Raw genomic sequence first — 26,143 nt, 5'->3', positions numbered from 1 at the left:
CCAACGTCCCCTCCCATGACCGCTCAGAACCTGGATGCCCGCCGCATGGCGCCCGCCACAGAACGCAACCGCGAACCGATTCTCGCCGTGTTGCGCGACGTGTTGCCCGCCACCGGCACCGTGCTCGAGATCGCGAGCGGCACCGGGCAGCATGCCGTGCACTTTGCCGGGGCATTGCAGGGGCTCGACTGGCAACCCAGCGATCCCGATGCCACCTCGCGCGAGTCCATCGCCGCATGGACCGCGCATACGGGGCTGTCGAACGTGCGGGCGCCGCTGGCCCTCGACGTGCACCGGCAGCCATGGGGCATCGAGCGCGCGGATGCCATCGTCTGCATCAACATGATCCATATCTCGCCGTGGACCGCGACCGAGGCGCTGTTTGCCGGCGCTGGCCAGATCCTGCGCGAGGGCGGCGTGCTGTTCCTCTACGGGCCGTACCGCCGCAACGGATCGCACACGGCGCCGACCAACGCCGCGTTCGACGAGCAGCTGCGCGCGGCCAATTCCACATGGGGTGTGCGCGACATGGAGGCCGTGATCGAGCTCGCGGCCGCCCATGGCCTGACCTGCGAGGCGCAGCTGCCGATGCCGGCCAACAATTTCAGCCTGGTGTTCCGGCGCTGACGAGGCCCGCCGAGCAGGCTATTGCATAGCCTTACCGAGCCTTCCGCAATCGCAAGTTCACAGCGGGGCCGTTTGGCGGGAAGATGAGCGGCATCGAACAGCCGCCCATTCTTCTGCCATGTCCGCTTCCGCCATGTCACGTCCCCTCGAAGGCATCACCGTCGTCTCCCTCGAACAGGCCATTGCCGCGCCGTTCTGCACGCGCCAGCTGGCGGACCTTGGCGCGCGGGTGATCAAGATCGAGCGGCCGGGTCCGGGCGACTTCGCGCGCGCCTACGACACGCGCGTCCGCGGGCTCTCGTCCCACTTCGTGTGGACCAACCGCTCGAAGGAAAGCCTGTCGCTCGACGTCAAGGCGCCTGATGCCGCGCCATTGCTGGAAGCGTTGCTGGCCAGGACCGACGTGCTGGTCCAGAATCTCGCGCCGGGCGCGTCGGCCCGGCTCGGACTCGACTTCGAGACGCTCTCGCAACGCTATCCGCGACTGATCGTCTGCGATATCTCCGGTTACGGCGGCGATGGCCCGTATCGCGACAAGAAGGCCTACGACCTGCTCGTGCAGAGCGAGTCCGGGTTCGTGTCGGTGACCGGCACGCCGGAAGAGGGCGTCAAGGCCGGTGCCTCGGTCGCCGATATCGCTGCCGGCATGTATGCCTACAGCAATATCCTCGCCGCGCTGATCGAGCGCGGCCAGACCGGCCGGGGCAAACGCATCGACGTGTCGATGCTGGAGTCGATGGTCGAGTGGATGAGTTTCCCGATGTATTACGCGTTCGAGGGCGCCGCGCCGCCGCCGCGCGCGGGTGCCGCGCACGCCACCATCTATCCCTATGGCCCGTTCCCGACCGGTGATGGCAAGACCGTGATGCTGGGCCTGCAGAACGAGCGCGAGTGGGCGGTGTTCTGCGATATCGTGCTGGGCGAGCCCGCGCTGGCCACGCACCCCGATTTCTCGAGCAATTCGCTGCGCAGCGCCAACCGGGCCACGCTGCGCGCCCATATCGTCGAAGCGTTCTCGCGGCTCACGGCGGAGCAGGTCGTCGAGCGGCTGGAGCGCGCGAAGATCGCGAACGCCAATGTCAATACCATGGCCGATGTCTGGCAGCACCCGCAACTCGCGGCGCGCGACCGCTGGCGCACGATCGACTCGCCGGTCGGCCCGTTGCCCGCGCTGCTGCCGCCGGGCCAGACCGATGCCTGCATGAACCCGGTGCCGGCGGTGGGCCAGCATACCGATGCCATCCTTGCCGAACTCGGCTACTCGGCCGAGGCGATTGCCGGTCTCCACGCCCGGGAGGTGGTCTGATGGCGGTCCGCAGCTATCTGTTCGTCCCCGCGTCGCGTCCGGACCGCATCGGCAAGGCGATCGCCGCCGGTGCGGATGCCGTGATCGTCGATCTGGAGGATGCCGTCGCGCCGGACGCCAAGGATGCGGCGCGTGCCGCTCTCGCCACAGCGTGGCCGACCCTGCGTCCGCAGGCCGATGCCGCCGGCGTGGCACTGCTCGTCCGCGTGAACGGCGCCGATACGGCATGGTTCGAAGCCGATCTCGCCAGTTGCAGGCAAATGGACGTGGTCGCCGTGGTGCTGCCCAAGGCCGATCCGCCCGCGCTGCGTACCATGCGGACGCAGCTGCCCGATACGCCCTGCCTGGCGTTGCTCGAGACGGCGGCCGGGTTTGACGACCTGCGCGCCGTGGCGCGCTCGCCCGGCGTCGAGCGACTGCTGTTCGGGAGCATCGACCTGATGGCCGACCTCGACGTGGCCGACGACGGCACGCCGCTCGATTACTTCCGCAGCGCCATCGTGGCCGCTTCCCGCGCGGCGGGCCTGCCCGCGCCCGTGGATGGCGTCTGCACCGCGATCGGCGATGCCGACGCGCTGGCCGCGGACACCGCGAGAGGGCGCCGGTTCGGGTTTGGTGCCAAGCTGCTGATCCATCCCAGTCAGGTGGCTGGTGTGCACTCGGCGCTGGCGCCGTCCGCGGACGCCGTGGCCTGGGCACGGCGCGTAGTCGACCAGGCGGCCGCAGCCAATGGGGCCGCCATTGCGGTGGATGGGAAGATGGTCGACAAGCCCGTGCTCGACCGGGCACTACGGATCGTGGCGGCGGCCGCGCGGTGAGGGCCACCGCGGGCACCGCGCGCGCAATAAAATGCGCGCCGCGACACCTCTCCGCGTGTCGGAAACCCGTCAAAACCGCGGCGCCCTCATCACGGCCGCGCAATATTCGCGCGCGTGCGAGCAGGACGCAGGGAATCGCCGAATAATGCCATTCGGGTTTTCCTTTATACGGGGTTAGCCTGATTTCTTGCGTTTTGGCGGTCAGATGAAAGCCGTTTGTAATGCAGGTCGGTTTGAATGACGCTCGGGAGATCGTGCTCAGTCATCAACAAAAACATATTGGACTGCGGTTATCCGGGATAAAGGGCGTCTAAAAAGAAAAATTGCCATTCCGGTGCACCGTTCGGCTGGCACGGTCGTTTACCTCTGACCGTTGTCGACTCGAGCCGAACTGATCGTGCATTTTCCTGTTTCCCGTGCTGCCGTGGCGATGCTGCTGGCCCTGGCGGCCACCGGCGGGCGCGCTGCCAGCCAGCCCCTGCCGCCCGACGGCCCTTGCGTGGCACCGCCCTCGAAGGCCGCGCTGACGCTGCCGCAGGCGCGCCTGGACGCCGAGCGCTGCAACCGAGACATCATTGCCGCGCGCCGAACCGAAGAGGCCAGCCAGGCCGATATCCAGATCGCTTCGCAACGGCCCAATCCGGTGCTCAGCGTCGGCGTGGCCAATATCAACCAGACCTACGGCATTGGGGCGGGCAATCTCCGCAGCAAGACGGTCGATTCGACGTTCCGTGTCGATCAGGTGATCGAGACCGCGAACAAGGGCAACCTGCGCGTGGATGCGGCGCGCAAGTCCAATGCCGCCGCCGGCGAGCAATTGCAGGCCATCGTCGCGCAGCAGGTCGGCGCCGTCGATCAGGCGTGGTACGAGGCCGTGGTCAGCCAGGAGCGCGTGGAAGTCCTGACCGATATGGTCGGGCTGTACGGGCGCACCCAGCAGGCCAACGAAGCGCGCCTCAAGGCCGGCGACGTATCGCGCTCGGACGTGACCAAGCTTCAGCTGGACACGCTGCGCGCGCAGAACGACCTGCGCGCGGCGCAAGCGGACCACGCGCGCGACAAGGCCGCGCTGGCCGCCACGATCGGCGTGCCGGGCACGCTGGCCGACAATCGCCTGATTCCCGACTGGCCGTCGCTCGACACCCCGGTGCCGCCGGTCGATCCCGATACGCTCCAGCGCCGTCCCGACGTGACCGCCGCCGAGGCGCGCCTTGCGGCGGCCGCGGCCAGCCGCGACGTGGCCCGCGCGGGCCGTGTGCCCGACGTGACCGTCGGCGCGCAATACGAGCACTATCCGATCTCGCAGACCAACACCACCGGCAGCGGCAACAGCTGGGGCGTGTTCGTCTCGATTCCGCTGTTCGTGCGCCACAGCTTCGGCGGCGAAGCCCGCCGCGCCGAGGTCGATTACTACGCGGCGCTCGACGATCGCAACCGCATCCTGCTGGAAGCGCAGAACGACATCGAGCGGCTGCGCGCGCAGCTGGAGTCGGCGCGCCTGTCGCTGAAGCAGATGCGCGAGTCCGTGCTGCCCGCGGCCGAGAGCGTGGCCAACAGCGCCGAGTTCGCGTACAGCAAGGGCGCTTCCGGCGTGCTCGATCTGCTGGATTCGCGTCGCGCGCTGCGTCAGACACGGCTGGATGCCGTGGAGGCGCAGGGCGATTATGCCAAGGCGCTCGCCGCCTACCGCACGGCCCTGCAGGCCACCAATACCGATATCAACAAGCTTCCCCAGGTCCGTACCGATGCGCCGCGTCAATAACAGCATGCAGAGATTTACCGAGATGTCCGTCCTGTCCCGCGCCGGCGTGGCCCGGCTCGCCGCCGTCTCGCTGTGCGCGCTCGCGCTCGTGGCGTGCGGCAAGAAGGCCGTGGAAGAGAACGACGACGATCCCAAGGTCGTCGGCCAGGTCATCACGTTCCCGGAAAGCGTCCGCTCGCTGCCCGGCATCGCGAGCCAGCCCGTCAAGCTGGGCGGCGAACGCATGCTGAGCATGCCGGGCCGCCTGGTCTGGGACGAGGACAAGACCGTGCGCATCAGCTCGCCGTTCGCGGGCCGCGTCACCGAGATCCTCGTGCAGCCCGGTACCGCCGTGAAGATGAACCAGCCGCTCGCGATGCTGACCTCGCCGGACTTCGGTCTCGCGCAGGCCGACGCGCGCAAGGCGGCCGCCGATAGCGCCTTCGCGCAGAAGTCGCTGACGCGCCAGCGCGAGCTTTACGATGCCGGCGTGATCGCGCAGAAAGACTTCGAGCAGGCACAGGCGGACAGCGCCCGCGCCATGGCGGACCTCCAGCGCACGCAGGCCGCGCTGCGCATGTACGGCACCGCCAACGACAATGTGAACCAGAAGTTCTCGCTGCGCAGCCCGATCGACGGCCTCGTGGTCGAGCGCAATATCAACCCGGGCCAGGAACTGCGTCCCGACCAGCCGCCCGCCTCGCCGCTGTTCCTGATCACCGATCCGAGCACGCTGTGGGCGCAGCTGGACGCCACGGAAGCGGACCTCGCGCTGTTCAAGCCGGGCGTCACGGTCAAGCTGTCGAGCGCCGCCTATCCGGGCGAGACGTTCCCGGGCACCGTGATCAAGGTGGCCGACTACGTCGATCCGAACTCGCGCAGCGTCAAGGTGCGCCTGGTCGTGCCGAACGCAGACCGCCGCCTCAAGGCCGAGATGTTCGTGACGGCCAAGCTGCAGGCCGCGTCGTTCAAGGGCATCGCCGTACCGTCGAAGGCCGTGTTCCTGGCCGACAACAAGAACTATGTGTTCGTGCGTCCGTCGCAGAACGTGTTCGAGCGCCGTCAGGTGTCGCTCGGCGTGTCGCTGCCCGGCACCACGGAAGTGCTCGAGGGGCTCAAGGATGGCGAAGTCGTCGTGACCGACGGCAACCTGTACCTGCAGGACATCCTGCGCGATGCCACCGCCGTCAACAGCGTGCGCGCCGCCGCCGCCAAGCAGTGAGGACCGCGGCCACATGATCTCGCGCATCGTCAGTTTTGCGCTTCACCAGAAGCTGTTCGTCTGGCTGGGGCTGCTTATTTTCATCGCCGGCGGCCTGGCCGCCTTCAAGAACCTGCCCATCGAGGCATTCCCGGACGTCTCGGACATCCAGGTCAACGTCATCACGTTGTATCCGGGTCGCGCGGCCGAGGAAGTGGAGCGCCAGGTCACGATTCCGATCGAGACCGCGCTCGCGGGCACGCCGAACTCCGTACGCGTGTTCTCGCATACGCAGTTCGGCCTGTCGTTCATGATGGTGACCTTCAACGACAAGGCCACCGACGTGACCGCGCGCCAGCAGATCCTCGAACGCCTGCGTGGCGTCGACCTGCCCGACGGCGTCAGCCCGGAACTCGCGCCGCTTTCCACGGCCATTGGTGAAATCTATCGTTTCCGCCTGACCGGCAAGGGCTACAGCGCGCAGGAGCTGCGCACGCTGCAGGACTGGGTGGTCGAGAAGAACCTGCGCCAGGTGCCTGGCGTGGCGGATCTCGTGACCATCGGCGGCACCATCAAGCAGTACGAGGTCAACCCGAACCTCGCGCGCATGCGCGACGCCAAGATCTCGCTGTCGCAGCTGTTCACGTCGCTGCAGCGCGCGAACTCGAACGCGGGCGGCGGCTCCGTCAGCCACGGCCGCCAGCAGTACCTGCTGCGCTCGCTGGGTAGCTACCGCACCTCGGCCGATATCGCCAATACCGTGGTGGCCGAGAACAACGGCACGCCGATCCTCGTCAAGGACATCGCCGAAGTGAAGATCGGCGCCGCGCCGCCGCAGGGCCTGATGGGCCAGGACAACGAGGACGACATCGTGTCGGGCATCGTGGTCATGCGCAAGGGCGAGAACCCGTCGATCGTGCTGGAGGCGCTGAAGCAGAAGATCGAGCTGCTCAACGACTCGATCCTGCCGAAGGGCGTCAAGATCGTGCCGTACTACGACCGCTCGACGCTCATCGACAAGACGCTGCACACCGTGTTCGGCAACCTCGTCGAGGGCGCGCTGCTTGTGATGGCGGTGCTGTACCTGTTCCTCGCCAACGTGCGCGCGGCGGCCATCGTCGCGCTCGTGATTCCGCTGGCACTGCTGTCGACGTTCCTGGGCCTGACGTGGGTGGGCATTCCGGCCAACTTGCTATCGCTCGGCGCGATGGACTTCGGGATCATCGTCGATGGCGCGGTGATCGTCGTCGAGAATATCTTCAAGCGGCTGGGCGAGCTGAAGGAACAGCAGATCAAGGACAAGAAGGCGCGGCTCTACGCGATTCTGCAGGCCACCACGGAAGTGGGCCGGCCGACCGTGTTCTCGATGGTGATCATCATCGCGGCGCATATCCCGATCTTCACGCTGCAACGGCACGAGGGCAAGATCTTCGCGCCGATGGCGTACACGGTGACGGGCGCGCTGATCGGCTCGCTGATCCTCTCGCTGACCGTGGTGCCGCTGCTGTGCCATCTGCTGCTTACCAAGAACATCTCGCACGAAGACAATTTCATCGTGCGCCACAGCAAGCGGTTGTACGAGCCGATCCTGACGTGGGCGCTCGGCCACAAGAAGGCCGTGGTCGGCGTGTCGCTGGGCCTGCTCGTTGCCACCGTCGGCGTGGGCAAGTTCCTCGGTAGCGAGTTCCTGCCGGAACTCGACGAAGGCTCGATGTGGGTCAGCTTCGACCTGCCCGCATCGGTGTCGATCGACGAGGCCCGCGAACAGGCGCATATCCTGCGCGACGTCATTCGCAAGACGCCCGAGGTCAACACCACGATCTCCAAGGTCGGGCGTCCCGACGACGGTACCGATCCGAAGCTGATCAACACCGTGGAAATCCTGGTCGACCTCAAGGGCGACAAGCAGTGGCGGTCGGGCTACGACAAGCGCAAGATCATCACGGAGATCGACCGCAACCTGCGCGCGCTGCCCGGCATCGAGCCGAACTTCTCGCAGCCGGTGCGTGACAACATCCTCGAGAGCATTTCGCAGATCAAGGGCCAGATCGTCATCAAGGTGCAGAGCGACAGCCTCGAGCACAACAAGCAGGTGGCCGACCAGATCCTGGCCAACGTGCAGACGGTCAAGGGCGTGATGCGCGCGTTCATCGACCGCGATGGCGAGCTGCCCCAGTATGTGCTCGACTTCGATCGTGCCCAGGCGGCGCGCTACGGCATCAACGTGGCCGACGTGCAGGACCTGATGGAAACCGCGCTGGCCGGCAAGGCGGCGACCGAGCTCTGGGAAGGCGAGCGCCACTTCAGCGTGGCCGTCAGGCTGAAGCCCAACGAGCGCGAGCTGCCCAACCTGCCGAACATCTTCATGCAGACGGCCGATGGCGCGCAGGTCCCGCTGTCACAACTTGTGACGTTCCGCGCGGCCTCGGGCGCGATGAACATCAGCCGCGAGAATGGCCAGCGTACGACGTCCATCGGCATCTTCATCCGCGACCGCGACATGGGTAGCGTGGTGAAGGACATGCAGGCACTGGTCAAGAAGAACGTGAAGACCGACGACGTGAAGATCGGCTGGTCGGGCGAATTCGAGAACCAGGAGCGCGCGATGGCTCGGCTGTCGATCGTCGTGCCGCTGTCGGTGCTGCTGATCTTCCTGCTGCTGTTCAACGCGTTCAAGTCGTTCAAGAGCGCCACGCTGATCATCTCGAACATCCCGTTCGCGCTGATCGGTGGGGTGTTCGCGCTGTTCCTGACGGGCATTCCGCTGTCGGTGTCGGCGGCTATCGGCTTTATCGCGCTGTTCGGCCAGGCCGTGCTGAACGGCGTGGTGATGGTGACGTACTTCAATCAGCTGCGCGACGAAGGCATGCCGCTGCGGCAGGCCGTGATCACGGGCTCGATGGACCGCCTGCGCACGGTGCTGATGACGGCGCTGCTGGCCATGCTGGGCCTGTTCCCGATGGCCATCTCCCGCGCCATCGGCTCGGAAACCCAGCGCCCGCTGGCCATCGTGATCATCGGCGGCCTGATCACCGCCACCATGCTCACGCTGATCGTGCTGCCGACGCTCTACGAATGGATGGTCGGCCGCAGCTGGCCGGATGAAGAAGTCGAAGGCAAGACCGCCGGCGCGTAAGCCACACGGTAGTCCCTCTCCCATCGGGGAGAGGGACCGCCTTCCGTCCGGGGTTCAGTCCCGTCCGTGGGGCCGGCAGATCAGCGCCCCGAGCAACAATCCCACTCCCATCGCCATGCCCAGCGCGCGCACCGGCTCCCGGTGCACGTAGTCGCGTGCGCACTCCTGCGCGTGCTCCATGCGGCTGCATGCATTTTCCTTCAGCGAATGCAACGCGCTGGACCCGCGCTCGGCCTTGGCCAGAAACGTCTTCTTGGCCGCGTCGAGGGCCTCACCTGTCAGGTTGGGAAGCTGGGTCAGCAGATCGTCGAGATCGCGCGCGAGCTGGTCGGTGCTTGCGCGCAGTTGCGACGTCGCCTGGGAAGCAGAGTCCTGCGGATCGAGATTGTTGGGGTCCATGACGTTCTCCGTGATGAGGGATGTGAGAACGTGGTCCCGCGCAGAATCCGTACCAGCCGGTCAAATCGCCGGAAGCACTGGAAATACCGTGACGGACGGTATCAGCCGTGGAAGAACCGCACCCGCAGGCATGAGCGATTTTGTAATTTCCGCCCATGCCCGCGCAGGGTGAAAGGGGAGGATCACCCCTTGCGATGCGCGTCCCGATCGAGCGCCACTTCCGCCTCGTTACCGCTGAGGCCCTTGTAATAGAGATGCACGCCGATCGCGAGCGAATCATGGCGAATCTCGTTCAGGGCCTTCCACGCCTTCACAGGGTCCTTGAAGACGAGGTAGTGGGCTTCCTGCTCGATCAGCTCGGCCACCTGATGCAGCCCGTGCACATGCAGCGCATTGACCAGCGCGTCGAGGCTGCGGTGCGTGCGCGCATCGGTACGCGGATAGAGCATGTGCAGCACGGCCACACGCTGCTCGGCCATCGTGCCGGACCAGGCGGTGACGATGTCCTGATGGCGGATCGCGGTCACCACATCATCGGCGGCAACAGCGGCAACTTCGTTCGAAGCGGGAAGCAGGGTTTCAGGCGTGAGTCGCATGATGGGGCTCCTTGTTCAGACCAATCGGCAGGGCGATTCGAAGTCCTTACTCTAGGCCAATCATTGCGGAGTAACAGCCCGATTCCGATAACTGACTGTTTCGGTTTGCGAACGAATCGGACGGGAACTTTCGACCTTTCAGCCTTTGAAAGAAATGGCCAAGGCACAGCGCGGGCCAGCGGGTCATGCAGGCCGGACGGTGCGGCAGGCGATAGCGCGGCGTATATTAGCGCTTTGATTTTTTCTTACAAATCGGGGGAGCGATGGATCTGCAATTGAAGGGCAAGGTCGTGCTGGTCACGGGTGGCAGCAAGGGCATCGGCCTCGCGTGCGCGCGCCTGTTCGCGCAGGAGGGCGCAAAGGTGGCCATTGCCGCGCGTCAACCGGAGGGTCTGGATGCGGCCGTGGCTCAACTGGCCGCCGAAGGTCTCGATGCCAGGGGCTTCGCCGCCGACCTGACCGTGCCCGCGCAGGCCGCGGACCTCAAGGCGCGCGTGGAAGCCGCGCTCGGTCCCATCGACGTGCTGGTCAACTCCGCCGGCGCGGCCAAGCGCACGCCCGCGGAAGAACTGACCGCCGCGCACTGGCACGCGGCGATGGAGGCCAAGTACTTCACGTACATCCACATGATGGAAGCCGTGTTGCCAGGCATGGCCGAGCGGCGCACCGGCAATATCGTCAACGTGGTGGGTGTGGGCGGCCGTGTCGCCTCGACGTTCCACCTCGGCGGGGGCGCGGCCAACGCGGCGCTGATGCTTGCTTCGACGGGCCTCGCCCACGCCTACGCGAAGCATGGCATCCGCATCAATGCGGTCAATCCGGGGACGACCGAGACCGATCGCTACCATGCGCGCATGGAGGTGGAAGCCGCGGCGGCCAAGGTCAGCAAGGAAGAAGCCATGCGCGCGCTCACCGACAAGATGCCGATGGGTCGTCTCGCCACGCCCGGGGAAGTCGCGGACATGGTCGTCTTTCTCGGTTCGGGCCGCGCGGCCTACGTGAACGGTGCGGTCATCGCCATCGATGGCGCCGTCAATCCCGTGCCCTGATCGGTGTCATAAAAACGGTACCGCAAAAAACAAAACGCCCCACTCCGCCAGGAGAGGGGCGTTCCGCGGCGCCGCCCGAAGGAGGCGCCGGCGGGCCGAAGCCCGAAGTGTGTCTTATTGCTTCTTGGCGCCGTCGGTGTACGGATCGGCCTTGCCCGTCTTCGCACCGTCGGTGTACGGGTCACGCGCGCCCGACTTGGCCCCGTCCGTGTACGGATCGCGCTTGCTGTTCACGAGGTCCGAACGGGTCGAGCCCGACTTGGCGCCATCGGTGTACGGGTCGAACTTGCCGGTCTTGGCGCCGTCCGTGTACGGATCGGGCTTGCCGGTCTTGGCGCCCTGGGTGTACGGGTCAACTTGCTTTTGCTGCGCAATGGCCAGCGGCGCGGCAACCACGGCCGCGGCCGCGACGATCAGACTGGTGAGATGGGTCTTCTTCATAAGGTGCCTCGCGATGTAGTAATTGGGCGCGATCCGAATACCTGTGTCGACTGCGCCCCGCGTCGATCGGACAGGCAGCTTAATGCTGCACTCTGCAAGCATAGCCCTCTGTCAGTGCAGACGACACTATGCCTTAGTTTTAGATGAAGCACGCATTGGTTGTGCCATCGGTGTGGATGTCTTAATGTCCATATGTAGGCGAGGCGGTTGTAGCTTGTACCGGTAAAAGCGTCAAACTGGCAGGATCTGCGCATATCTTGCTTAGTGCTCCCGGCTTCGTCCGCTACGGGGATGCCGCGTCTCACGAATTGCATGCCGTGGCACATCCTCCACATCCCCGGCGGCCGTGTCCGCGACCAGTACGGCAGGCACGCCCAGCCAGTGCCCCCAGACATCGAGCCACGCGCGCTGGGAGGCGCAGCCGAGCTCGAGCAAGGCGGAGGCGTAGTGGAGCGGAATGCTCAGCGCCGGAATCTGGTTGGTCATCTGCCGTACGTACAGCGATTCCGGGTCCTGCATCACGAACATCGATGCCCAGTCGAAACGGGCCTCGTCGAACATCGACCGCGCAAAATCGGTATTCAGGCCCATCAGCCGGGCCCAGTTCTCGTTCCATTGCTGCCCTTCGGCGGCGCCCATGGCCTGCAGGTGCGGGAAAAACGCCGTCATCGGCCACAGAGTCGGTGGAATGCTTTGCATGGCGAACTCCAGTGAGATGCGCTGCGGGAAGAAAGCCTACCGGCATTCTGGACGCGTTCAACGCGGGGATGAACCCGGGTAAGCAGGGGGGTAGGCTGGCACGGATGTCGCAACAATGCCAGACATTTGGTTTCCGCAAGGAGCTTGCCATGGCAACGACCCGTCATCGTCCCGCCAGCGGCGGCGCGCGCCGCAAGGCGCGGCGCTGGTCGCAGCACGTGACCGAGACCAGCGACGCGATGGACCTGAAGCACGACATCTTCAAGTCCGGCACTGCGGAGGAAGTGGCCGCTTCGCTCAAGAACTCCGCCACGCGTAGCCGCCGCCGCAAGGGCACGCCATTCCAGTCGGCGATGTCCATGCTGAACTTCTATATCAACCGGGCGGGCCGCAATCTGCCCAGGGAGCGCCTGGCCACGCTGCGGCGTGCCAAAGGCAAGCTGCGCGAGGCATTCGGCCGTACGGCATGAGCCTTCACGATTTGTGATCCCCCCATGCCGAACAGGGGCTGGGCGGGAGACCTCGCGAGCGTTAGAGTGGGTGATTCCGCCGGGCAGCAACGGCCCGGCGCATAACACCAGAGGTTCCGAGGAGACACCAAGATGAAATCGATGCCACGCCGCCATGCGCGTCGTACAGCGCTGAAGGCCATGCTCAGTGCCGCGCTGATCGCCACGGGCGCCACCCTCCCGATGGCCCATGCCGCCGATGCGTGGCCCAGCAAGCCGATCACGCTGGTCGTGCCGTTCGCCGCGGGCGGCACCACCGATATCGTGGGCCGGGCCGTCGGCCAGAAGCTGGGCGAAGCGCTGGGCCAGCCCGTGGTCGTGGACAACCGTCCCGGCGCCGGCGGCACGCTGGGCGCGGCCAACGTGGCGCGGGCCCAGCCGGACGGCTACACGTTCCTGCTGGCCACCATCGCCCACACGATGGCGCCCGGCATCTACAAGTCGCTGCCTTACGACTTCCAGAAGGACCTCGAGCCCATCGGCATGGTCGCCTCCACGCCGAATGTGCTGATCGTCAACGAGCAGATCCCCGTGAAGACCGTGCAGGAGCTCATCGCCTACATCAAGGCGCATCCGGGCAAGGTCAACTACGGTTCGGCCGGTATCGGCAGCACGGAACACCTGTCAGGCGAACTGTTCCGTTCGGCCACGGGCACCGATATCTCGCACGTGCCTTACAAGGGCGGCGCGCCGATGATGACGGACATCATCGCCGGCCAGATCCAGATGGCCATCGAGACCAGCCCGTCGGCGAACCCGCATATCAAGAGCGGCAAGGTGCGCGCGCTGGCCGTGACGTCGGCCAGGCGCTCGGCCGCTTATCCCGGCGTGCCGACCGTGGCCGAGAGCGGCGTGCCGGGCTATGAAGTGGTGACGTGGTACGCGTTGATGGCGCCGCGGGGCACGCCCGATGCGATCAAGCAGCGCGCGGGCGCGGAGCTGGCCAAGGTGCTCAAGCAGCCCGACGTCGTCAAGCGCTTCGACGAGCAGGGCGTGACCGCCGGCGATATGAACGCACCGCAGCTGGCGGCGTTTATCAAGACCGAAACCACGAAGTGGATCAAGGTTGCCAAGGACTCGGGCGCGAAGGCCGAGTAACGCCTGACGCCAAATAAGAAACCGCGCCATCCGGCGCGGTTTTTTTTTATGCGGGCAGCCCGCTCAGACCGCGGACTTCAGCACCTTGCCCGTCTCGAAGAACGCCTGCAGATTGTCGAATACGAGATCCGCCATCGCCTTGCGCGTCTCGTGCGTGCCGCTGGCCACGTGAGGCAGCAGCACCACGTTGTCGAGCTTGAACAGCGCTTCCGGCACGTGCGGCTCGTTCTCGAAGACATCGAGCCCCGCGCCCGCGATGCGCTTGTTTGCGAGCGCATCGACCAGCGCCGCTTCATCGACCACGGTACCGCGCGCGATATTGATCAGATAGCCCTTGGGGCCGAGCGCCTCGAGCACGCTGGCCGAGACCAGATGCTTCGTCGTCGGGCCACCCGACGTCGCCAGCACCAGAAAATCCGCCCACGACGCAAGCGCTTCGATCGACGGCTCGAAGCCGTACGACACGCCTTCCTGCGGCTTGCGGCCGAAGTAACGCACTTCCATGTCGAAGCCGCTCGACCGTTTGGCAATCACATGGCCGATGCGGCCGAGACCCACGATGCCGAGGCGCTTGCCGCTCACGCGCGTGGTCAGCGGGTAGGGCGCCTTGGGCCACTCGCCACGACGCACGTAACGATCCGCCGCGCTGATCTGGCGCGCGGCATCCATCAGCAGCGCGAACGCGGTATCCGCCACGCAGTCGTTGAGCACGTCGGGCGTGTACCCCACCGCGATACCGCGCGCACGCGCGGCGTCGAGGTCGATCTTGTCGAGACCCACGCCAAAGCTGGAGATCACGCGCAGCGCGGGCAAGGCCGCGATGGTCGCCGCATCGACGCCGGTGGCGGCGCGCGCGGTCAGCGCGACGAATTCGCCGCCGTGCTTCGCAAGATAGCCAGCCGGATCCTTTTCGGCCCAGAACGGATGCACGTCGAAGTGTTCGGCGAGTCGGGCTTCGATATGTTCGGGCAGGCGGCCATGCTGCAGAAGGCGGGGTTTCATGCGAATGTTTCCTGTTGGGGTATCGAGACGGCCATTATCGGCCAGAAGCCTTGCGCCATGCGGCGAAATCCGCGCGCGCCTGTTCGGTCGTGGCCGGATAGAGGCCGATGATCGAGCGGCCCTTCTTCACTTCCTCGGTGACGAAGTCCTCGAACGCGGTCATCTCGACTGCCTCGGTGGCAATTTCCTCGGCGAGTTCGCGCGGAATGATGACCACGCCTTCGCCATCGCCCACGACCACATCGCCCGGGAACACCGCCACGTCGCCGCAGCCGATCGGCACGTCGAACTCCAGCGCCTGATGCATCGTGAGGTTGGTCGGCGCGGAGGCGCGCTGGTGATACGACGGGATATCGAGCTGCGCGATCTCGGGCGAGTCCCGCAGGCCGCCATCGGTCACGATTCCCGCGCATCCACGCTGCATCAGCCGCGTGACGAGAATCGAGCCAGCCGACGCCGCGCGCGCATCCTTGCGGCTGTCGATCACGAGCACGGCACCTGGCGGGCATTGCTCGATCGCCTGCCGTTGCGGATGGTTCGGGTCCTGGAACACGGTGATCGGATTGAGGTCCTCGCGCGCGGGGATATAGCGCAGCGTGAAGGCCTCGCCGACCATCGTCCCGTGCTTCGCGGCATGCCTCGGATCGAGCGGATGCACGTCCTGGATAAACTGGTTGCGCAGGCCGCGCTTGAACAGGGCGGTGCAGAGCGTGGCCGTGCTGACGGACTTGAGCCTGTCGTGGAGGGAAGGGCTGAGCTGGGTCATGAGGGTCCTGTCGCTTCGGTCAGTAGATGCTCGGTTCGCCCGCGGACTCGCCGAAGTCGGTCTGCAGGAAGTCGAAGTCGCAACCGTCGTGAGCCTGCCGGATATGCTGCGCGAACATCCAGCCGTAGCCGCGCCCGAATTTCGGCGGCAGCGGCTGCCACGCGGCGCGGCGTCGCGCGAGTTCTTCGTCGGAGACCTCCAGATGGATGCGGCGCTGGTCGATATCGACGGAAATCATGTCGCCCGTCCGTACCAGCGCGAACGGCCCCCCGATATACGCTTCCGGCGACACGTGGAGGATGCAGGCACCGTAGCTCGTGCCGCTCATGCGCGCATCGGACATACGCAGCATGTCGCGCACGCCCGCCTGCACGAGCTTCTTCGGAATCGGCAACATGCCCCACTCGGGCATGCCGGGGCCGCCCTGCGGGCCCGCGTTGCGCAGGATCAGCACATGGTCCGCGGTCACGTCGAGGTCGTCGCGCTCGATCGCGGCCTTCATCGACGGATAATCGTCGAACACGAGCGCTGGCCCCGTATGTTTGTAGAAGCGCGGCTCGCACGCGCTCGGCTTGATCACGCAGCCATCGGGCGCGATATTGCCCTTCAGCACGGCCAGCGCGCCTTCCTGATACAGCGCGTTCTCGCGCGAGCGAATGACGTCGTCGTTGTACACCTCCGCGCCCGCGATGTTCTCGCCAAGCGTGCGGCCGGTGACCGTCGGTGCGTCCAGATGCAGCTTGTCCGTGATGCGGCTCATCAGCGCCGGCAGGCCGCCCGCGTAGTAGAAGTCCTCCATGAGGTACTTGTCGCCGCTCGGCCGGATATTCGCGAGCACCGGCACGTGGCGGCTCATCGCGTCGAAGTCTTCCAGCCCGATGTCATGGCCCGCGCGCCGCGCCATCGCAATCACGTGGATGATCGCGTTCGTCGAGCACCCCATCGCCATGGCCACGGCAATCGCATTCTCGTACGACGCATGTGTCTGTACGCGCGCGGGCGTCAGGTCCTCCCACACCATTTCCACGATGCGGCGGCCGGACTCCGAGCACATGCGGATATGGTTGGCGTCGGCGGCGGGAATCGACGAAGCGCCGGTCAGCGACATGCCGATGGACTCGGCGATCGCGGTCATCGTGCTCGCCGTGCCCATCGTCATGCAGGTGCCGTGGCTGCGCGCGATGCCGCCTTCGATCCCGATCCACTCGGTCTTGCTGATGTTCCCCGCGCGGCGTTCGTCCCAGTATTTCCACGCGTCGGAGCCCGAGCCCAGCACATTGCCCTTGTAGTTGCCGCGCAGCATCGGCCCGGCCGGCACGTAGATGGCCGGCACGCCCGCGCTGGTCGCGCCCATCAGCAACCCCGGCGTGGTCTTGTCGCAGCCGCCCATGAGCACGGCGCCGTCGATCGGATGGGACCGAATGAGCTCCTCGGTCTCCATCGCGAGCAGATTGCGGTAGAGCATCGTGGTCGGCTTGACCGAACTCTCGGAGAGCGAGATCGCGGGAAGTTCGATGGGAAAGCCGCCGGCCTGCAGGATGCCGCGCTTGACGTCGTCAACGCGCTGCTTGAAGTGCGAATGGCAGGGATTGATATCGGACCAGGTATTGATGATCGCGATGACCGGCTTGCCCATCCACTCGTCGGGCGCGTAGCCCATCTGCATGATGCGGGAGCGATGACCGGAGGAACGCAGGTCGTCGGGGGCAAACCAGCGCGCGCTGCGCAGCGCGTCGGGCGTTTTTCGTGCCGTCATGGTTGTCTCTTCCATGTCCATATAGATGGCGGAGCCGGTCTGCATGGCCGGCCTTGATGCCGACGATTAAAGCACTAATATATTAGTACGTCAACGACGTTGCCCGGACGGCTTTCGGCTAGAATCGCGCCCCAATATGGAAACCTTGCTGCAGGAACCTTCGACCCTGTTCCAGTTCGACCGCACGCGCCAGGCGGCGCCGCAGGTGTTCGAGCATATGCGCGAGCAGATCATCGCGCTCGCGCTGCCGCCCGGCACGGTGCTGTCGCGGATCGATCTGGCCGCGCAGTACGGCATCAGCCAGACGCCGGTCCGCGACGCGCTGATCCGTCTGGCGGAGGAAGGGCTCGTAGACATCTTTCCGCAGCACGCGACGCGCGTGAGCCGCATCGACGTCGCACTGGCGCGCCAGGCGCATTTCCTGCGGCGTTCCGTGGAACTGGAGATCGTCCGTACGCTGGCCGCGGCACCCGATGCCCGGCTGATCGAAAAACTGCGTGCGACGGTGGCGCGCGCCACGCGCATGCTCGAGGTGCATGCGCTGGACGAATTCAGCGACAACGATCAGGCCTTCCACCGCGCGCTGTACGATGCGGCCAATGTCCCGGACCTCCACGCGCTCGTGCGCCGGCAGAGCGGTCACCTGGACAGGCTGCGACGCCTGCATCTGCCCATCGCCGGCAAGGCGCATGAAGTCCTGCGCGACCACGCGGCCATCGTGGAGGCCATTGCCGTGGGCAACGGCGTGCGCGCGGAGGCGGTGCTGCGTGAGCATCTGTCGGGCACGCTCGCGCATATCGACGATATCCGCGCGCGGTATGGGAATTACCTCAAATAGTCATCACCGCGTCGCCGCGACATCGATCTCGCTGCGCACGTAGTGGTCGGTCAGGCAGCCCATGACGATGTTCTCCACGGCCTTGCGCGTGGGGGCATCGCGCACGGTCCCGCGCAGCGTTACAGCACCGTCGATCATGTCGATGCTGATGATGCCCGGGTCCACGACCATCGATAGCCGTTCATGCAGCACCTCCAGGCGCTGCGCATCGTTCAGCGGCTCGAGCGGTCGCATATCGTCGCCGTCGAACTGGCCGAGCGCCGCGGGGCCCGGTAGCGGCCGCTGCCCGGACTGCGCGAATTCGGGCGGAAGCTTGTCCGAACCCGGCGCCACACCATACATGCCGTAGCGCTCGACGCCGGCAGGCTCGTTTGAGCCCGGCTGCGGCCGATATGGCTGCTTTGGCAGATTCGTATGCGAGCCTGGCGCGGGATCGTCCGCCGCGCGTACCGGACGCTCGGGTCGGCTCTTCTCGTCATTCACGCCACTGTGGCCGCCATAGTGAAAATCGGTGAGCGGTGGAGCAATTCGGTTCTTTTGCATGATGGTCTCCAGTGCGAGTCAGGGATCGTCATGCCTTGCGCCGCAAGGTCCGTTCCACTCGAAGGAACGCCGCAAAATCACGCAATTTGGCCGGCTTTCGCCCGTGTGGCGGAGGTAGTTATTGCAAGGCTTGTTGCAACGGCTTGCAATGCCATGGGTTGCGCAATATGCGTGTGACTGCTAAATCAGGAGAAGGGCACCGCGCGGAATGCCAGCAGATGGAGGGAAACAAAAATCTATGGAAGAACGAATCGCCACGGCACTCGACCTCGGTCGGGTGCTTCAGGGGGCACGAACGATTGCCGGTCTCAGTCAGGCGGAGGCCGCGGCGCGGCTGAACGTGAGCCAGAGCTGGATTTCTCATATGGAGCTCAATCCGGAGACCATCAGCGCGGCCCAGCTGCTCGCGCTGATGGAGGTCTACGAACTGGCGCTATACATCAAGCGCTGAGCGCCGGGGGAGTGTCTGCGGGCGCTTACTCGGTCAGCGCGCGACCCTGTGTTTCGGGCAGCGTCAGCGCGGCGAGGATGACGACGCCGTATGCGACGGCGGCGAACAGGCCGATTGCGTGGCCGAGGCTCATACCCTGCGACACGTGTCCGATCAGGAACGGGAACGTGGCCCCCACCGCGCGGCCGAAGTTGTAGCAGAAGCCCTGTCCGCTGCCGCGAATGCGCGTGGGATAGAGCTCGGTGAGGAACGCACCCATGCCGGAGAAGATACCCGACGCGCAGAACCCGAGCGGAAATCCCAGCACGAGCATCAGCACGTTGTCGAGCTGCAACTGCGTATAGACCGTCGCCACGATCACCGATGCGACCGCAAACAGCATGAAGGCCCGCCGGCGGCCAAGTCTGTCGCTGGCCCACGCACCGGCCAGATACCCGCAGTACGAGCCCACGATCACGACGCCGAGGTAGGCACCCGTGCCGATCACGCTGAGCCCGCGCTCGGTCTTGAGGTAGGTCGGCAACCACGTCGTAATCGCGTAGTAGCCGCCCTGCACGCCAGTGGCGAGCACGGACGCGCGGAGCGTGGTCCAGGCGATATCGCCGCGAAAGATGTCGAGGAACGATGCACGCTGCGCGTCGCCCGCGGCTTGCGCCGCCTGCTGGCGCTGATGCACCTCCGGCTCCTCGACGTAGCGGCGAATCCAGATCACGAACGGCGCGGGCGCGATGCCGATGGCAAACAGCACGCGCCACGCGTACTCGGGCGGCACCAGCGAGAACACGAGCGTGAACAGCAGCGTCGATAGTCCCCAGCCGATGGCCCATCCCGCCTGGACGATGCCCACCGCCTTGCCGCGATCCTTCGCGCGGATGACTTCGCCGATGAGCACCGCACCCGCGGTCCACTCGCCGCCGAAGCCCAGGCCCATCAGCCCGCGCGCCCATAGCAGTTGCCCGAAGTTCTGCGCGAACGCGCACAGCAGTGTGAAGAACGCGAACCACACGATGGTGATCTGCAGCGTACGCACGCGGCCGATACGGTCCGACAGCACGCCCGCGATCCAGCCGCCGGCCGCAGACGTCAGCAGCGTGACGGTGCCGATCAATCCCGCATCGCCGCGCGTGATACCCCACGCCGCGATCAGCGTGGGAATCACGAAGCTCAGGAACTGCGTGTCCATCGCGTCGAGGATGTAGCCGAGCTTGCAAGACCAGAACGCGTTGCGCTGCGGGCGCGTCATATGGCCGTACCATGTGCTCGCGCCGTCCTGCACGTCCGCGCCCGGAAGATTCGTTTCGATATCGATCGCCATCGCTGGTAGCTCCCTCGTTGCTAGATGACCGCGAGCGTGCGGTTCGGAATGTCGGTGACCAGCATGTGGCCCGGCTTGTGCGCGATCGCGAACGGCAGGCGCGCGCTTTCGATCGCGGCCTGTGGCGTCACGCCGCAGGCCCAGAACACGGGCACTTCGTCCTCGTGCACGGGCACCGCGTCGCCAAAGTCGGGCTGCCACAGATCGCGAATGCCGATCAGCGTGGGATCGCCGAGGTGCACGGGCGCGCCATGCACGCCGGGAAAGCGGCTCGTGATCTGGATCGCGCGAATCGCATCGGCGGCTTTCATCGGGCGCATCGATACGACGAGGTTGCCGCCGAAGGGACCAGCGGGGTGATTCGGCATGTTCGTGCGGAACATCGGCACGTTCACGCCGCAATCGACATGGCGCAGCGGAATGCCTTCCTGCTTGAGCATCTCCTCGAACGAGAACGAGCAGCCGATCGCGAACACGACCAGATCGTCGCGCCACAGCGCTCGCAGATCCTGCACCTCATCGGTGCGCTCGCCGTGCGCGTAAACGTAATAGGCGGGGACGTCCGTGCGAATGTCGAGGTCCTCGCCCAGCGCGGGGATCTGCCACTGCCCGGGCTCGCCGACCGCGAGCAACGGGCACGGCTTCGGATTCAGGAAGCAGAAGCGCAGGAAGTCGTCGGCATGGGCCTTCGGCAGGATCGCGAGGTTCGCCTGCGCATACTCGCCGCAGAAGCCCGCCGTGGGGCCAGTGACGAGCCGCTCGCGCACCGCCCTGCGCAGTTGCGAGGGCAGGGCGTTGGACCGGTCGGGGGATGACATGAGGGACATGGATGGAACGAGCGGCTTATGAAGGTTCCAACCTTAGAAGTAAAAAAAATGTCTGGCGACGAAGTTATTTCTGCCGGCAGCGTCAAGTATTTGTGAACACGTGCGGGTCATTTCCCCCAAAGCCACGGTTGACGCCGCATCCGCACGATCGTCCGCACCATGGGCATACGCAGGCCGCCGCCGTGTCTCAGGGTAAATACGCAGTTCAACGTACGGCCAGCACCGCGCGCTGGGGCCCGACGCGGGCCGCGTACTGTTCCACCGTCATGTCGATGAGATCGAGAATGCGCTGCGTGGCCTGAAAGCCGATATCGGTGCGCCACGAGGCCGTGACCGGCAGCGCGGGCGGCTGCGGCAGCGCGTCGTCCAGCACGACGAGCTCGCCGCGCGCCAGCGGTTCCTCGACGATCGCGGGTGGAATCACCCCCACGCCGAAGCCGCCGATCAGCAGCCGGACCATCGCGGCCACCGAGTTGATGCCGTTGAGCCGCGCGCGCGCCATGCCGTGCTCGCGCAGCAGCTGCGCCAGGTCCTGATACGGCCGTGAATGCCGCGAGAACGTGATGATGCGATCGCGCGCGGTGTCGGGCAGGTCGGGCGCCGCGATCCATGCAAGCGGATGGCTGAGCAGCGCGGTGCTGGCGATACCGCTCTCGTGCGTGAGGTCGGTATGCAGCGCGATATCGATCTGACCCTCGCGCAGCAGCGTATGCAGCCGCAGCGCCGTATCGACGACCAGCTCCACCTCGAGGTTCGGATGGCGCCGCGTCACGGCCGTGACCATCTCGGCGAGCCATGTGTGCACGACGGTTTCCATCGCGCCGATGCGCACCACGCCGCTCGCGTTCTCGTCCGCGCGCAGGGCCGTGCGCAGCCGCTCCACCGATTCGCTCACCGCTTCGGCCTCCGCCAGCACGCGCAAGCCGGCGGCCGTCAGGCGCACGGTCTTCGAGTTGCGCTCGAGCAGGCGCACGTCCAGCTCGCGCTCCAGCGCGGAGATGCGGCTCGATACCGATGCCTGCGTGGTGAAGAGCTTGTCCGCGGCGAGGCTGAAGCTGCGCAGCCGCGCGACCCAGACGAACGTTTCGATGAACTTGAGATTCATGGCGCGTGCGAGAACGGTGCGAATGCCCGCGAGCAGGCATCAAAGTGGGGCAGTGTAGGGCATCGGAAAGGAGCATGCGATTTTCTTATGCATTGGGCCGAAGATTTCTAGTTGGACCGGGGCCGCCGTCGTTTTGCAGAATGCCCGAAAAATTCCACATGCCACCGTGCATACGCCACCGAAGCTGCCGAAGAGGAAGACTGCCACCATGCCTACCCCCGCTCCCACCCCATCGTTCGCATCCGACACCGCCCGCCGCTGGCAATTCTGGGTCGACCGTGGAGGTACCTTCACGGACATCGTCGCGCTGCGTCCCGACGGCGGCTTTGTCACGCACAAGCTGCTCTCCGAAAACCCCTCGCGTTATCCAGACGCGGTGATCCAGGGCATTCGCGACCTGCTCGGCCTTGCCGCCGACGCGCCGCTGCCGCACGAACGCATCGAAGTGGTCAAGATGGGCACCACGGTCGCGACCAACGCGCTGCTCGAGCGCAAGGGCGCCCGCACGGTGCTGGCCATCACGCGGGGGTTCGGCGACCAGCTGCGCATCGGCTATCAGGACCGGCCCGACATCTTCGCGCGCCATATCGCGCTGCACGACCAGCTCTACGAGCGCGTGGTCGAGATCGAGGAGCGCGTGGACGCGCAGGGCAACGTGCTACGGACGCTCGACGAAGCCGCGACGCGCGCCGCGCTGACCGATGCCTATACGGCCGGCATCCGCGCGATCGCCATCGTGCTGATGCATGGCTATCGTCACGGCGAACATGAACGCCGCGTGGCGAAGATCGCGCGCGAAATCGGCTATACGCAGATCTCCGTGAGCCACGAGGCCAGCCCGCTGATGAAGATCGTCGGTCGCGCCGACACCACGCTGATGGACGCGTACCTGTCGCCGATCCTGCGCGACTACGTCGGCCGCGTGACGCGGCACACGGGTCCCACGCCGCTGATGTTCATGCAGTCCAGCGGCGGGCTGGCCAGCGCCCAGCGCTTCCAGGGCAAGGACGCGATCCTGTCCGGCCCCGCCGGCGGTGTGGTCGGCGCGGTCAAGACGTGTGCCAACGTCGGCGAACATCGCGTGATCGGCTTCGATATGGGCGGCACATCGACGGACGTCATGCACTACGACGGCGAATACGAGCGCGTATTCGAGACGCAGGTGGCGGGCGTGCGCGTGCGCGCGCCGATGATGCACGTGCATACCGTGGCGGCCGGCGGTGGTTCGATCTGCACGTTCGAGAACGGACGCTTCAAGGTCGGGCCGGAATCGGCCGGCGCCAATCCCGGGCCCGCCTGCTATCGCAACGGCGGCCCGCTGACGGTCACCGATTGCAACGTGATGCTTGGCCGCATCCAGCCCGAGCACTTCCCGCATGTCTTCGGCCCCGAAGGCAACGAGCCCATCGACGTGGACGTCGTGCGCGAGCGCTTTGCGCTGCTGGCCCACGACGTGGCCGCGCAGAGCGGCGTGGCCATGACGCCGGAGGCCGTGGCCGAAGGGTTCCTGTCGGTGGCGGTGGACAGCATGGCGCGCGCGATCAAGATGATCTCGGTGGAGCGCGGCTATGACGTCAGCGACTATGCGATGTGTTCGTTCGGCGGCGCGGGCGGCCAGCACGCCTGCCGCGTGGCCGACGTGCTCGGCATCGGCCGCGTGGTGATCCATCCGTTCGCGGGGGTGCTGTCCGCGCTTGGCATGGGCCTGTCCGACCTGCGCGCGCTACGCGAATTCGCGGTGGAAGAGGTGCTCGACGACCGCGCAGTGTCGGCACTGGAAGGCGTATGGGCGCGCGTGGCCGACGAGGCCGGCGGCGAGCTCGCGGCACAGCAGGTGCCGCCCAATGCGGTGACCTACGTCGAGCGCGCGCGTATCAAGTACAAGGACACCGATACCCCGATCGAAGTCGATCGTGCCGATGCCGCCGACATGGGGCTTGCGTTCGAGCAGGCGCATCGCCAGCGCTTCGGCTTTGCGATGGAAGGCAAGCCGCTGGTCATCGAGTCCATCGCCGTGGAAGCGATCGGCGTGATGGATGTGGCGGGCACGCGCGAAGGCGCGCTGGCCGCGGCGGGCCATCAGGGCAAGTCCGCCGCCGCGGGCAATGCCGTGCCGGCGAACGAAACCGTGACGCTGCACGTGACGTCGGAAGACGACGGCGCACAAGCCGGCTGGGGCGACGTCCCGCTGCGCCGCCGCCGCGCGCTCGCCGCGGGCGACAGCGTGGCGGGCCCGGCGCTGATCAGCGAGGACATCTCGACCATCGTCGTCGAACCGGGCTGGACCGCGACCGTCCTCGACGATGGCACGCTGCGCCTCGCGCGCACCGGCGAACGCAGCCGTCATGGCGGCATCACGACGGAACGCCATCCGGTGCATCTGGAGATCTTCAACAATCTGTTCATGTCCATCGCGCAGCAGATGGGCACCACGCTCGAGAAGACCTCGCGTTCGGTCAATATGAAGGAGCGCCTCGACTTCTCGTGCGCGCTGTTCGACGCGGAGGGCAACCTCATCGCCAACGCGCCGCATATCCCGGTGCACCTCGGTTCGATGAGCGACAGCGTTCGCGCCGTGATCGACGGCCACCGCGCGCATATGGCGCCCGGCGACGTCTACATGCTGAACCTGCCCTACAACGGCGGCACGCACCTGCCGGACATCACCGTGGTCATGCCCGTGTTCGATCGCAACGACGGCGACCTGCTGTTCTACGTAGCCGCGCGCGGCCACCACGGCGACGTGGGCGGCATCACGCCGGGCTCGATGCCGTCGGCCAGCGTGTCGATCGAGCAGGAAGGCGTGCTGCTGGACAATGTGCGTATCGCGCGCAATGGCGTGTTCCTCGAGCAGTCCGTGCGCGAGCTGTTCGCGAGCGGCCCGCATCCGGCGCGCAATATCGACCAGAACATCGCCGATCTGATTGCACAGGTTGCCGCGTGCGAAACCGGCGTCAACGAGCTCATGCGGGCCATCCACCACTACGGCCGCGATGTCGTCATGGCCTATATGGGCCACGTGCAGGACAACGCCGAGGAAGCGGTGCGCCGCGCCGCGAAGCACCTCAAGGAAGGCGAGTACGCGTGCGAGATGGACGACGGCGCGGTGATCCGCGTGCGCGTGTCGATCGATCGCGAGCGCGGCCAGGTCAAGGTGGACTTCACGGGCACGAGCACGCAGCGGCCGACGAACTTCAACGCGCCGCGCTCCATCTGCAAGGCGGCGGTGCTGTATGTGTTCCGTACGCTGATCGACGAAGCGATTCCGATGAACGAAGGCGTGCTGCGCCCGATCGATATCGTGATTCCGACGGGCTCGATGCTGAACCCCGTGTACCCGGCCGCCGTGGTCGCGGGCAACGTGGAAGTCTCGCAGGCCGCGACCGACGCGCTGTACGGCGCGCTGGGCGTGCTGGCCGCCTCGCAGGGCACGATGAACAATTTCACGTTCGGCGACGCCCAGCGGCAGTATTACGAGACGATCGCCGGCGGCTCGGGTGCCGGTCATGGCCATCACGGTACGTCGGCGGTGCAGACGCATATGACCAACTCGCGCATGACCGATCCGGAAGTGCTCGAGACGCGCTTCCCGGTACTCGTCGAAACGCATGCGATCCGCTACGGCAGCGGTGGCGACGGCAAATGGCGCGGCGGCGACGGCGCGATCCGCAAGATCCGCTTCCGCGAGCCGATGACCGCGAGCATCCTCGCGGGACGCCGTCGCGTGCGGCCGTTCGGCCTGGCCGGTGGCAGCGATGCGGCCGCGGGCTGCAACTGGATCGAACGCGCGGATGGCGCCGTCGAGCACTTCGGTGCCACCCACACCGCCACGGTGAATGCCGGCGACGCGTTCGTGATCGAAACGCCGGGAGGCGGTGGCTACGGCAGGGCCTGAGGCCCGGCGGTCGCCTGGCGCGCGC

23 protein-coding genes are annotated in these 26,143 nt (G+C 66.2%); 12 read left to right on the top strand and 11 right to left on the bottom strand.

All coding sequences use genetic code 11. The features are described 5' to 3' along the window. Positions 1 to 15: 15 nt before the first annotated feature. From FOB72_RS24145 to FOB72_RS24120, 6 genes are all read left to right on the top strand, one after another. Positions 16 to 627: a DUF938 domain-containing protein gene (locus tag FOB72_RS24145; protein ID WP_150375191.1), complete on the top strand. Its 612-nt coding sequence runs from the start codon at positions 16 to 18 to the stop codon at positions 625 to 627. A gap of 133 nt (positions 628 to 760) precedes the next feature. Further along, complete coding sequence (locus FOB72_RS24140) at positions 761 to 1,933, top strand: CaiB/BaiF CoA transferase family protein (protein ID WP_150375190.1); 1,173 nt, start codon at positions 761 to 763, stop codon at positions 1,931 to 1,933. Further along, entirely contained in the window at positions 1,933 to 2,751 is an 819-nt protein-coding gene (locus FOB72_RS24135; protein ID WP_150375189.1) for an HpcH/HpaI aldolase/citrate lyase family protein, read from the top strand. Before FOB72_RS24140 ends, FOB72_RS24135 begins: the two co-directional genes overlap by 1 nt. 397 nt (positions 2,752 to 3,148) lie before the next feature. Next, on the top strand, positions 3,149 to 4,513 hold the full coding sequence (locus FOB72_RS24130; protein ID WP_411859878.1) for a TolC family protein: 1,365 nt from the start codon (positions 3,149 to 3,151) through the stop codon (positions 4,511 to 4,513). A 22-nt stretch (positions 4,514 to 4,535) separates the two neighbouring features. Beyond that, entirely contained in the window at positions 4,536 to 5,714 is a 1,179-nt protein-coding gene (locus tag FOB72_RS24125; RefSeq protein WP_223851783.1) for an efflux RND transporter periplasmic adaptor subunit, read from the top strand. A 13-nt stretch (positions 5,715 to 5,727) separates the two neighbouring features. Next, on the top strand, positions 5,728 to 8,829 hold the full coding sequence (locus tag FOB72_RS24120) for an efflux RND transporter permease subunit (protein ID WP_150375187.1): 3,102 nt from the start codon (positions 5,728 to 5,730) through the stop codon (positions 8,827 to 8,829). Positions 8,830 to 8,883: 54 nt separating this feature from the next. Here FOB72_RS24120 and FOB72_RS24115 read toward each other — a convergent pair whose 3' ends face one another. Both FOB72_RS24115 and FOB72_RS24110 read right to left on the bottom strand, forming a co-directional pair. After that, a complete protein-coding gene (locus FOB72_RS24115) occupies positions 8,884 to 9,228 on the bottom strand; it encodes a YqjD family protein (RefSeq protein WP_150375186.1) in 345 nt (114 codons plus the stop codon). A gap of 182 nt (positions 9,229 to 9,410) precedes the next feature. Then, positions 9,411 to 9,824 (bottom strand): hypothetical protein, encoded by a 414-nt coding sequence (locus FOB72_RS24110; RefSeq protein ID WP_150375185.1) that lies wholly within the window; start codon positions 9,822 to 9,824, stop codon positions 9,411 to 9,413. Between the two features lie 263 nt (positions 9,825 to 10,087). Here FOB72_RS24110 and FOB72_RS24105 point away from each other — a divergent pair, with 263 nt between their 5' ends. Next, on the top strand, positions 10,088 to 10,873 hold the full coding sequence (locus FOB72_RS24105; protein WP_150375184.1) for an SDR family NAD(P)-dependent oxidoreductase: 786 nt from the start codon (positions 10,088 to 10,090) through the stop codon (positions 10,871 to 10,873). A 114-nt stretch (positions 10,874 to 10,987) separates the two neighbouring features. Here FOB72_RS24105 and FOB72_RS24100 read toward each other — a convergent pair whose 3' ends face one another. Together FOB72_RS24100 and FOB72_RS24095 are read right to left on the bottom strand one after the other, a co-directional pair. Then, the gene (locus tag FOB72_RS24100) at positions 10,988 to 11,314 is read right to left on the bottom strand and encodes a hypothetical protein (protein WP_150375183.1); all 327 of its coding nucleotides are present in this window, start codon (positions 11,312 to 11,314) and stop codon (positions 10,988 to 10,990) included. Positions 11,315 to 11,575: 261 nt separating this feature from the next. Next, on the bottom strand, positions 11,576 to 12,013 hold the full coding sequence (locus tag FOB72_RS24095) for a polyhydroxyalkanoate granule-associated phasin (protein WP_150375182.1): 438 nt from the start codon (positions 12,011 to 12,013) through the stop codon (positions 11,576 to 11,578). Between the two features lie 149 nt (positions 12,014 to 12,162). Between FOB72_RS24095 and FOB72_RS24090 the strand changes: the two genes are divergently transcribed. Together FOB72_RS24090 and FOB72_RS24085 are read left to right on the top strand one after the other, a co-directional pair. Then, complete coding sequence (locus FOB72_RS24090) at positions 12,163 to 12,483, top strand: DUF3175 domain-containing protein (protein WP_223851782.1); 321 nt, start codon at positions 12,163 to 12,165, stop codon at positions 12,481 to 12,483. Positions 12,484 to 12,615: 132 nt separating this feature from the next. After that, complete coding sequence (locus tag FOB72_RS24085; RefSeq protein ID WP_411859877.1) at positions 12,616 to 13,620, top strand: Bug family tripartite tricarboxylate transporter substrate binding protein; 1,005 nt, start codon at positions 12,616 to 12,618, stop codon at positions 13,618 to 13,620. Positions 13,621 to 13,683: 63 nt separating this feature from the next. On the opposite strand, the gene FOB72_RS24080 is transcribed toward FOB72_RS24085, so the two are convergent. The 3 genes from FOB72_RS24080 to araD are packed head-to-tail and all read right to left on the bottom strand — an operon-like array spanning position 13,684 to position 17,144. Continuing rightward, entirely contained in the window at positions 13,684 to 14,622 is a 939-nt protein-coding gene (locus FOB72_RS24080) for a 2-hydroxyacid dehydrogenase (protein WP_150375180.1), read from the bottom strand. Between the two features lie 34 nt (positions 14,623 to 14,656). Continuing rightward, positions 14,657 to 15,388, bottom strand: a complete 732-nt coding sequence (locus tag FOB72_RS24075) for a ribonuclease activity regulator RraA (protein WP_150375179.1) — start codon at positions 15,386 to 15,388, stop codon at positions 14,657 to 14,659. Positions 15,389 to 15,407: 19 nt separating this feature from the next. Then, positions 15,408 to 17,144, bottom strand: a complete 1,737-nt coding sequence (gene araD, locus FOB72_RS24070) for an L-arabinonate dehydratase (RefSeq protein ID WP_150375178.1) — start codon at positions 17,142 to 17,144, stop codon at positions 15,408 to 15,410. Positions 17,145 to 17,280: 136 nt separating this feature from the next. On the opposite strand from araD, the gene FOB72_RS24065 reads away from it, so the two are divergent. After that, a complete protein-coding gene (locus tag FOB72_RS24065; RefSeq protein WP_150375177.1) occupies positions 17,281 to 17,982 on the top strand; it encodes a GntR family transcriptional regulator in 702 nt (233 codons plus the stop codon). Positions 17,983 to 17,985: 3 nt separating this feature from the next. Here FOB72_RS24065 and FOB72_RS24060 read toward each other — a convergent pair whose 3' ends face one another. Continuing rightward, a complete protein-coding gene (locus tag FOB72_RS24060) occupies positions 17,986 to 18,525 on the bottom strand; it encodes a hypothetical protein (protein WP_150375176.1) in 540 nt (179 codons plus the stop codon). Positions 18,526 to 18,763: 238 nt separating this feature from the next. Between FOB72_RS24060 and FOB72_RS24055 the strand changes: the two genes are divergently transcribed. Beyond that, positions 18,764 to 18,976 (top strand): helix-turn-helix domain-containing protein, encoded by a 213-nt coding sequence (locus FOB72_RS24055; RefSeq protein ID WP_150375175.1) that lies wholly within the window; start codon positions 18,764 to 18,766, stop codon positions 18,974 to 18,976. 25 nt (positions 18,977 to 19,001) lie between these two features. Here FOB72_RS24055 and FOB72_RS24050 read toward each other — a convergent pair whose 3' ends face one another. The 3 genes from FOB72_RS24050 to FOB72_RS24040 all read right to left on the bottom strand — a co-directional run bounded on the left by FOB72_RS24050 (position 19,002) and on the right by FOB72_RS24040 (position 22,223). Next, positions 19,002 to 20,219, bottom strand: coding sequence for an MFS transporter (locus FOB72_RS24050; RefSeq protein ID WP_223851796.1), 1,218 nt, complete (start codon positions 20,217 to 20,219; stop codon positions 19,002 to 19,004). Positions 20,220 to 20,311: 92 nt separating this feature from the next. Beyond that, positions 20,312 to 21,109 carry a putative hydro-lyase gene (locus FOB72_RS24045; RefSeq protein WP_150375173.1) on the bottom strand — a complete coding sequence of 266 codons (798 nt, stop codon included), beginning with the start codon at positions 21,107 to 21,109 and terminating at the stop codon, positions 20,312 to 20,314. A gap of 214 nt (positions 21,110 to 21,323) precedes the next feature. After that, positions 21,324 to 22,223 (bottom strand): LysR family transcriptional regulator, encoded by a 900-nt coding sequence (locus FOB72_RS24040; RefSeq protein ID WP_150375172.1) that lies wholly within the window; start codon positions 22,221 to 22,223, stop codon positions 21,324 to 21,326. A 208-nt stretch (positions 22,224 to 22,431) separates the two neighbouring features. Here FOB72_RS24040 and FOB72_RS24035 point away from each other — a divergent pair, with 208 nt between their 5' ends. Beyond that, complete coding sequence (locus FOB72_RS24035) at positions 22,432 to 26,118, top strand: hydantoinase B/oxoprolinase family protein (protein WP_150375171.1); 3,687 nt, start codon at positions 22,432 to 22,434, stop codon at positions 26,116 to 26,118. Positions 26,119 to 26,143: the final 25 nt, after the last annotated feature.

The sequence above is a fragment of the Cupriavidus pauculus genome (genome assembly GCF_008693385.1).
Taxonomy (GTDB): Bacteria; Pseudomonadota; Gammaproteobacteria; order Burkholderiales; family Burkholderiaceae; genus Cupriavidus; species Cupriavidus pauculus_D.
This window is presented reverse-complemented; position numbering and strand designations above follow the sequence as displayed.

What these genes read in the sequence shown, in the direction of transcription:
- FOB72_RS24145 (WP_150375191.1), top strand. Translation starts at nt 16, where the DNA reads ATGACCGCTCAGAACCTGGATGCCCGCCGCATGGCGCCCGCCACAGAA.
- FOB72_RS24140 (WP_150375190.1), top strand. Translation starts at nt 761, where the DNA reads ATGTCACGTCCCCTCGAAGGCATCACCGTCGTCTCCCTCGAACAGGCC.
- FOB72_RS24135 (WP_150375189.1), top strand. Translation starts at nt 1,933, where the DNA reads ATGGCGGTCCGCAGCTATCTGTTCGTCCCCGCGTCGCGTCCGGACCGC.
- FOB72_RS24125 (WP_223851783.1), top strand. Translation starts at nt 4,536, where the DNA reads ATGTCCGTCCTGTCCCGCGCCGGCGTGGCCCGGCTCGCCGCCGTCTCG.
- FOB72_RS24120 (WP_150375187.1), top strand. Translation starts at nt 5,728, where the DNA reads ATGATCTCGCGCATCGTCAGTTTTGCGCTTCACCAGAAGCTGTTCGTC.
- FOB72_RS24115 (WP_150375186.1), bottom strand. Translation starts at nt 9,228, where the DNA reads ATGGACCCCAACAATCTCGATCCGCAGGACTCTGCTTCCCAGGCGACG.
- FOB72_RS24110 (WP_150375185.1), bottom strand. Translation starts at nt 9,824, where the DNA reads ATGCGACTCACGCCTGAAACCCTGCTTCCCGCTTCGAACGAAGTTGCC.
- FOB72_RS24105 (WP_150375184.1), top strand. Translation starts at nt 10,088, where the DNA reads ATGGATCTGCAATTGAAGGGCAAGGTCGTGCTGGTCACGGGTGGCAGC.
- FOB72_RS24100 (WP_150375183.1), bottom strand. Translation starts at nt 11,314, where the DNA reads ATGAAGAAGACCCATCTCACCAGTCTGATCGTCGCGGCCGCGGCCGTG.
- FOB72_RS24095 (WP_150375182.1), bottom strand. Translation starts at nt 12,013, where the DNA reads ATGCAAAGCATTCCACCGACTCTGTGGCCGATGACGGCGTTTTTCCCG.
- FOB72_RS24090 (WP_223851782.1), top strand. Translation starts at nt 12,163, where the DNA reads ATGGCAACGACCCGTCATCGTCCCGCCAGCGGCGGCGCGCGCCGCAAG.
- FOB72_RS24085 (WP_411859877.1), top strand. Translation starts at nt 12,616, where the DNA reads ATGAAATCGATGCCACGCCGCCATGCGCGTCGTACAGCGCTGAAGGCC.
- FOB72_RS24080 (WP_150375180.1), bottom strand. Translation starts at nt 14,622, where the DNA reads ATGAAACCCCGCCTTCTGCAGCATGGCCGCCTGCCCGAACATATCGAA.
- FOB72_RS24075 (WP_150375179.1), bottom strand. Translation starts at nt 15,388, where the DNA reads ATGACCCAGCTCAGCCCTTCCCTCCACGACAGGCTCAAGTCCGTCAGC.
- araD (WP_150375178.1), bottom strand. Translation starts at nt 17,144, where the DNA reads ATGACGGCACGAAAAACGCCCGACGCGCTGCGCAGCGCGCGCTGGTTT.
- FOB72_RS24065 (WP_150375177.1), top strand. Translation starts at nt 17,281, where the DNA reads ATGGAAACCTTGCTGCAGGAACCTTCGACCCTGTTCCAGTTCGACCGC.
- FOB72_RS24060 (WP_150375176.1), bottom strand. Translation starts at nt 18,525, where the DNA reads ATGCAAAAGAACCGAATTGCTCCACCGCTCACCGATTTTCACTATGGC.
- FOB72_RS24055 (WP_150375175.1), top strand. Translation starts at nt 18,764, where the DNA reads ATGGAAGAACGAATCGCCACGGCACTCGACCTCGGTCGGGTGCTTCAG.
- FOB72_RS24050 (WP_223851796.1), bottom strand. Translation starts at nt 20,219, where the DNA reads ATGACGCGCCCGCAGCGCAACGCGTTCTGGTCTTGCAAGCTCGGCTAC.
- FOB72_RS24045 (WP_150375173.1), bottom strand. Translation starts at nt 21,109, where the DNA reads ATGTCATCCCCCGACCGGTCCAACGCCCTGCCCTCGCAACTGCGCAGG.
- FOB72_RS24040 (WP_150375172.1), bottom strand. Translation starts at nt 22,223, where the DNA reads ATGAATCTCAAGTTCATCGAAACGTTCGTCTGGGTCGCGCGGCTGCGC.
- FOB72_RS24035 (WP_150375171.1), top strand. Translation starts at nt 22,432, where the DNA reads ATGCCTACCCCCGCTCCCACCCCATCGTTCGCATCCGACACCGCCCGC.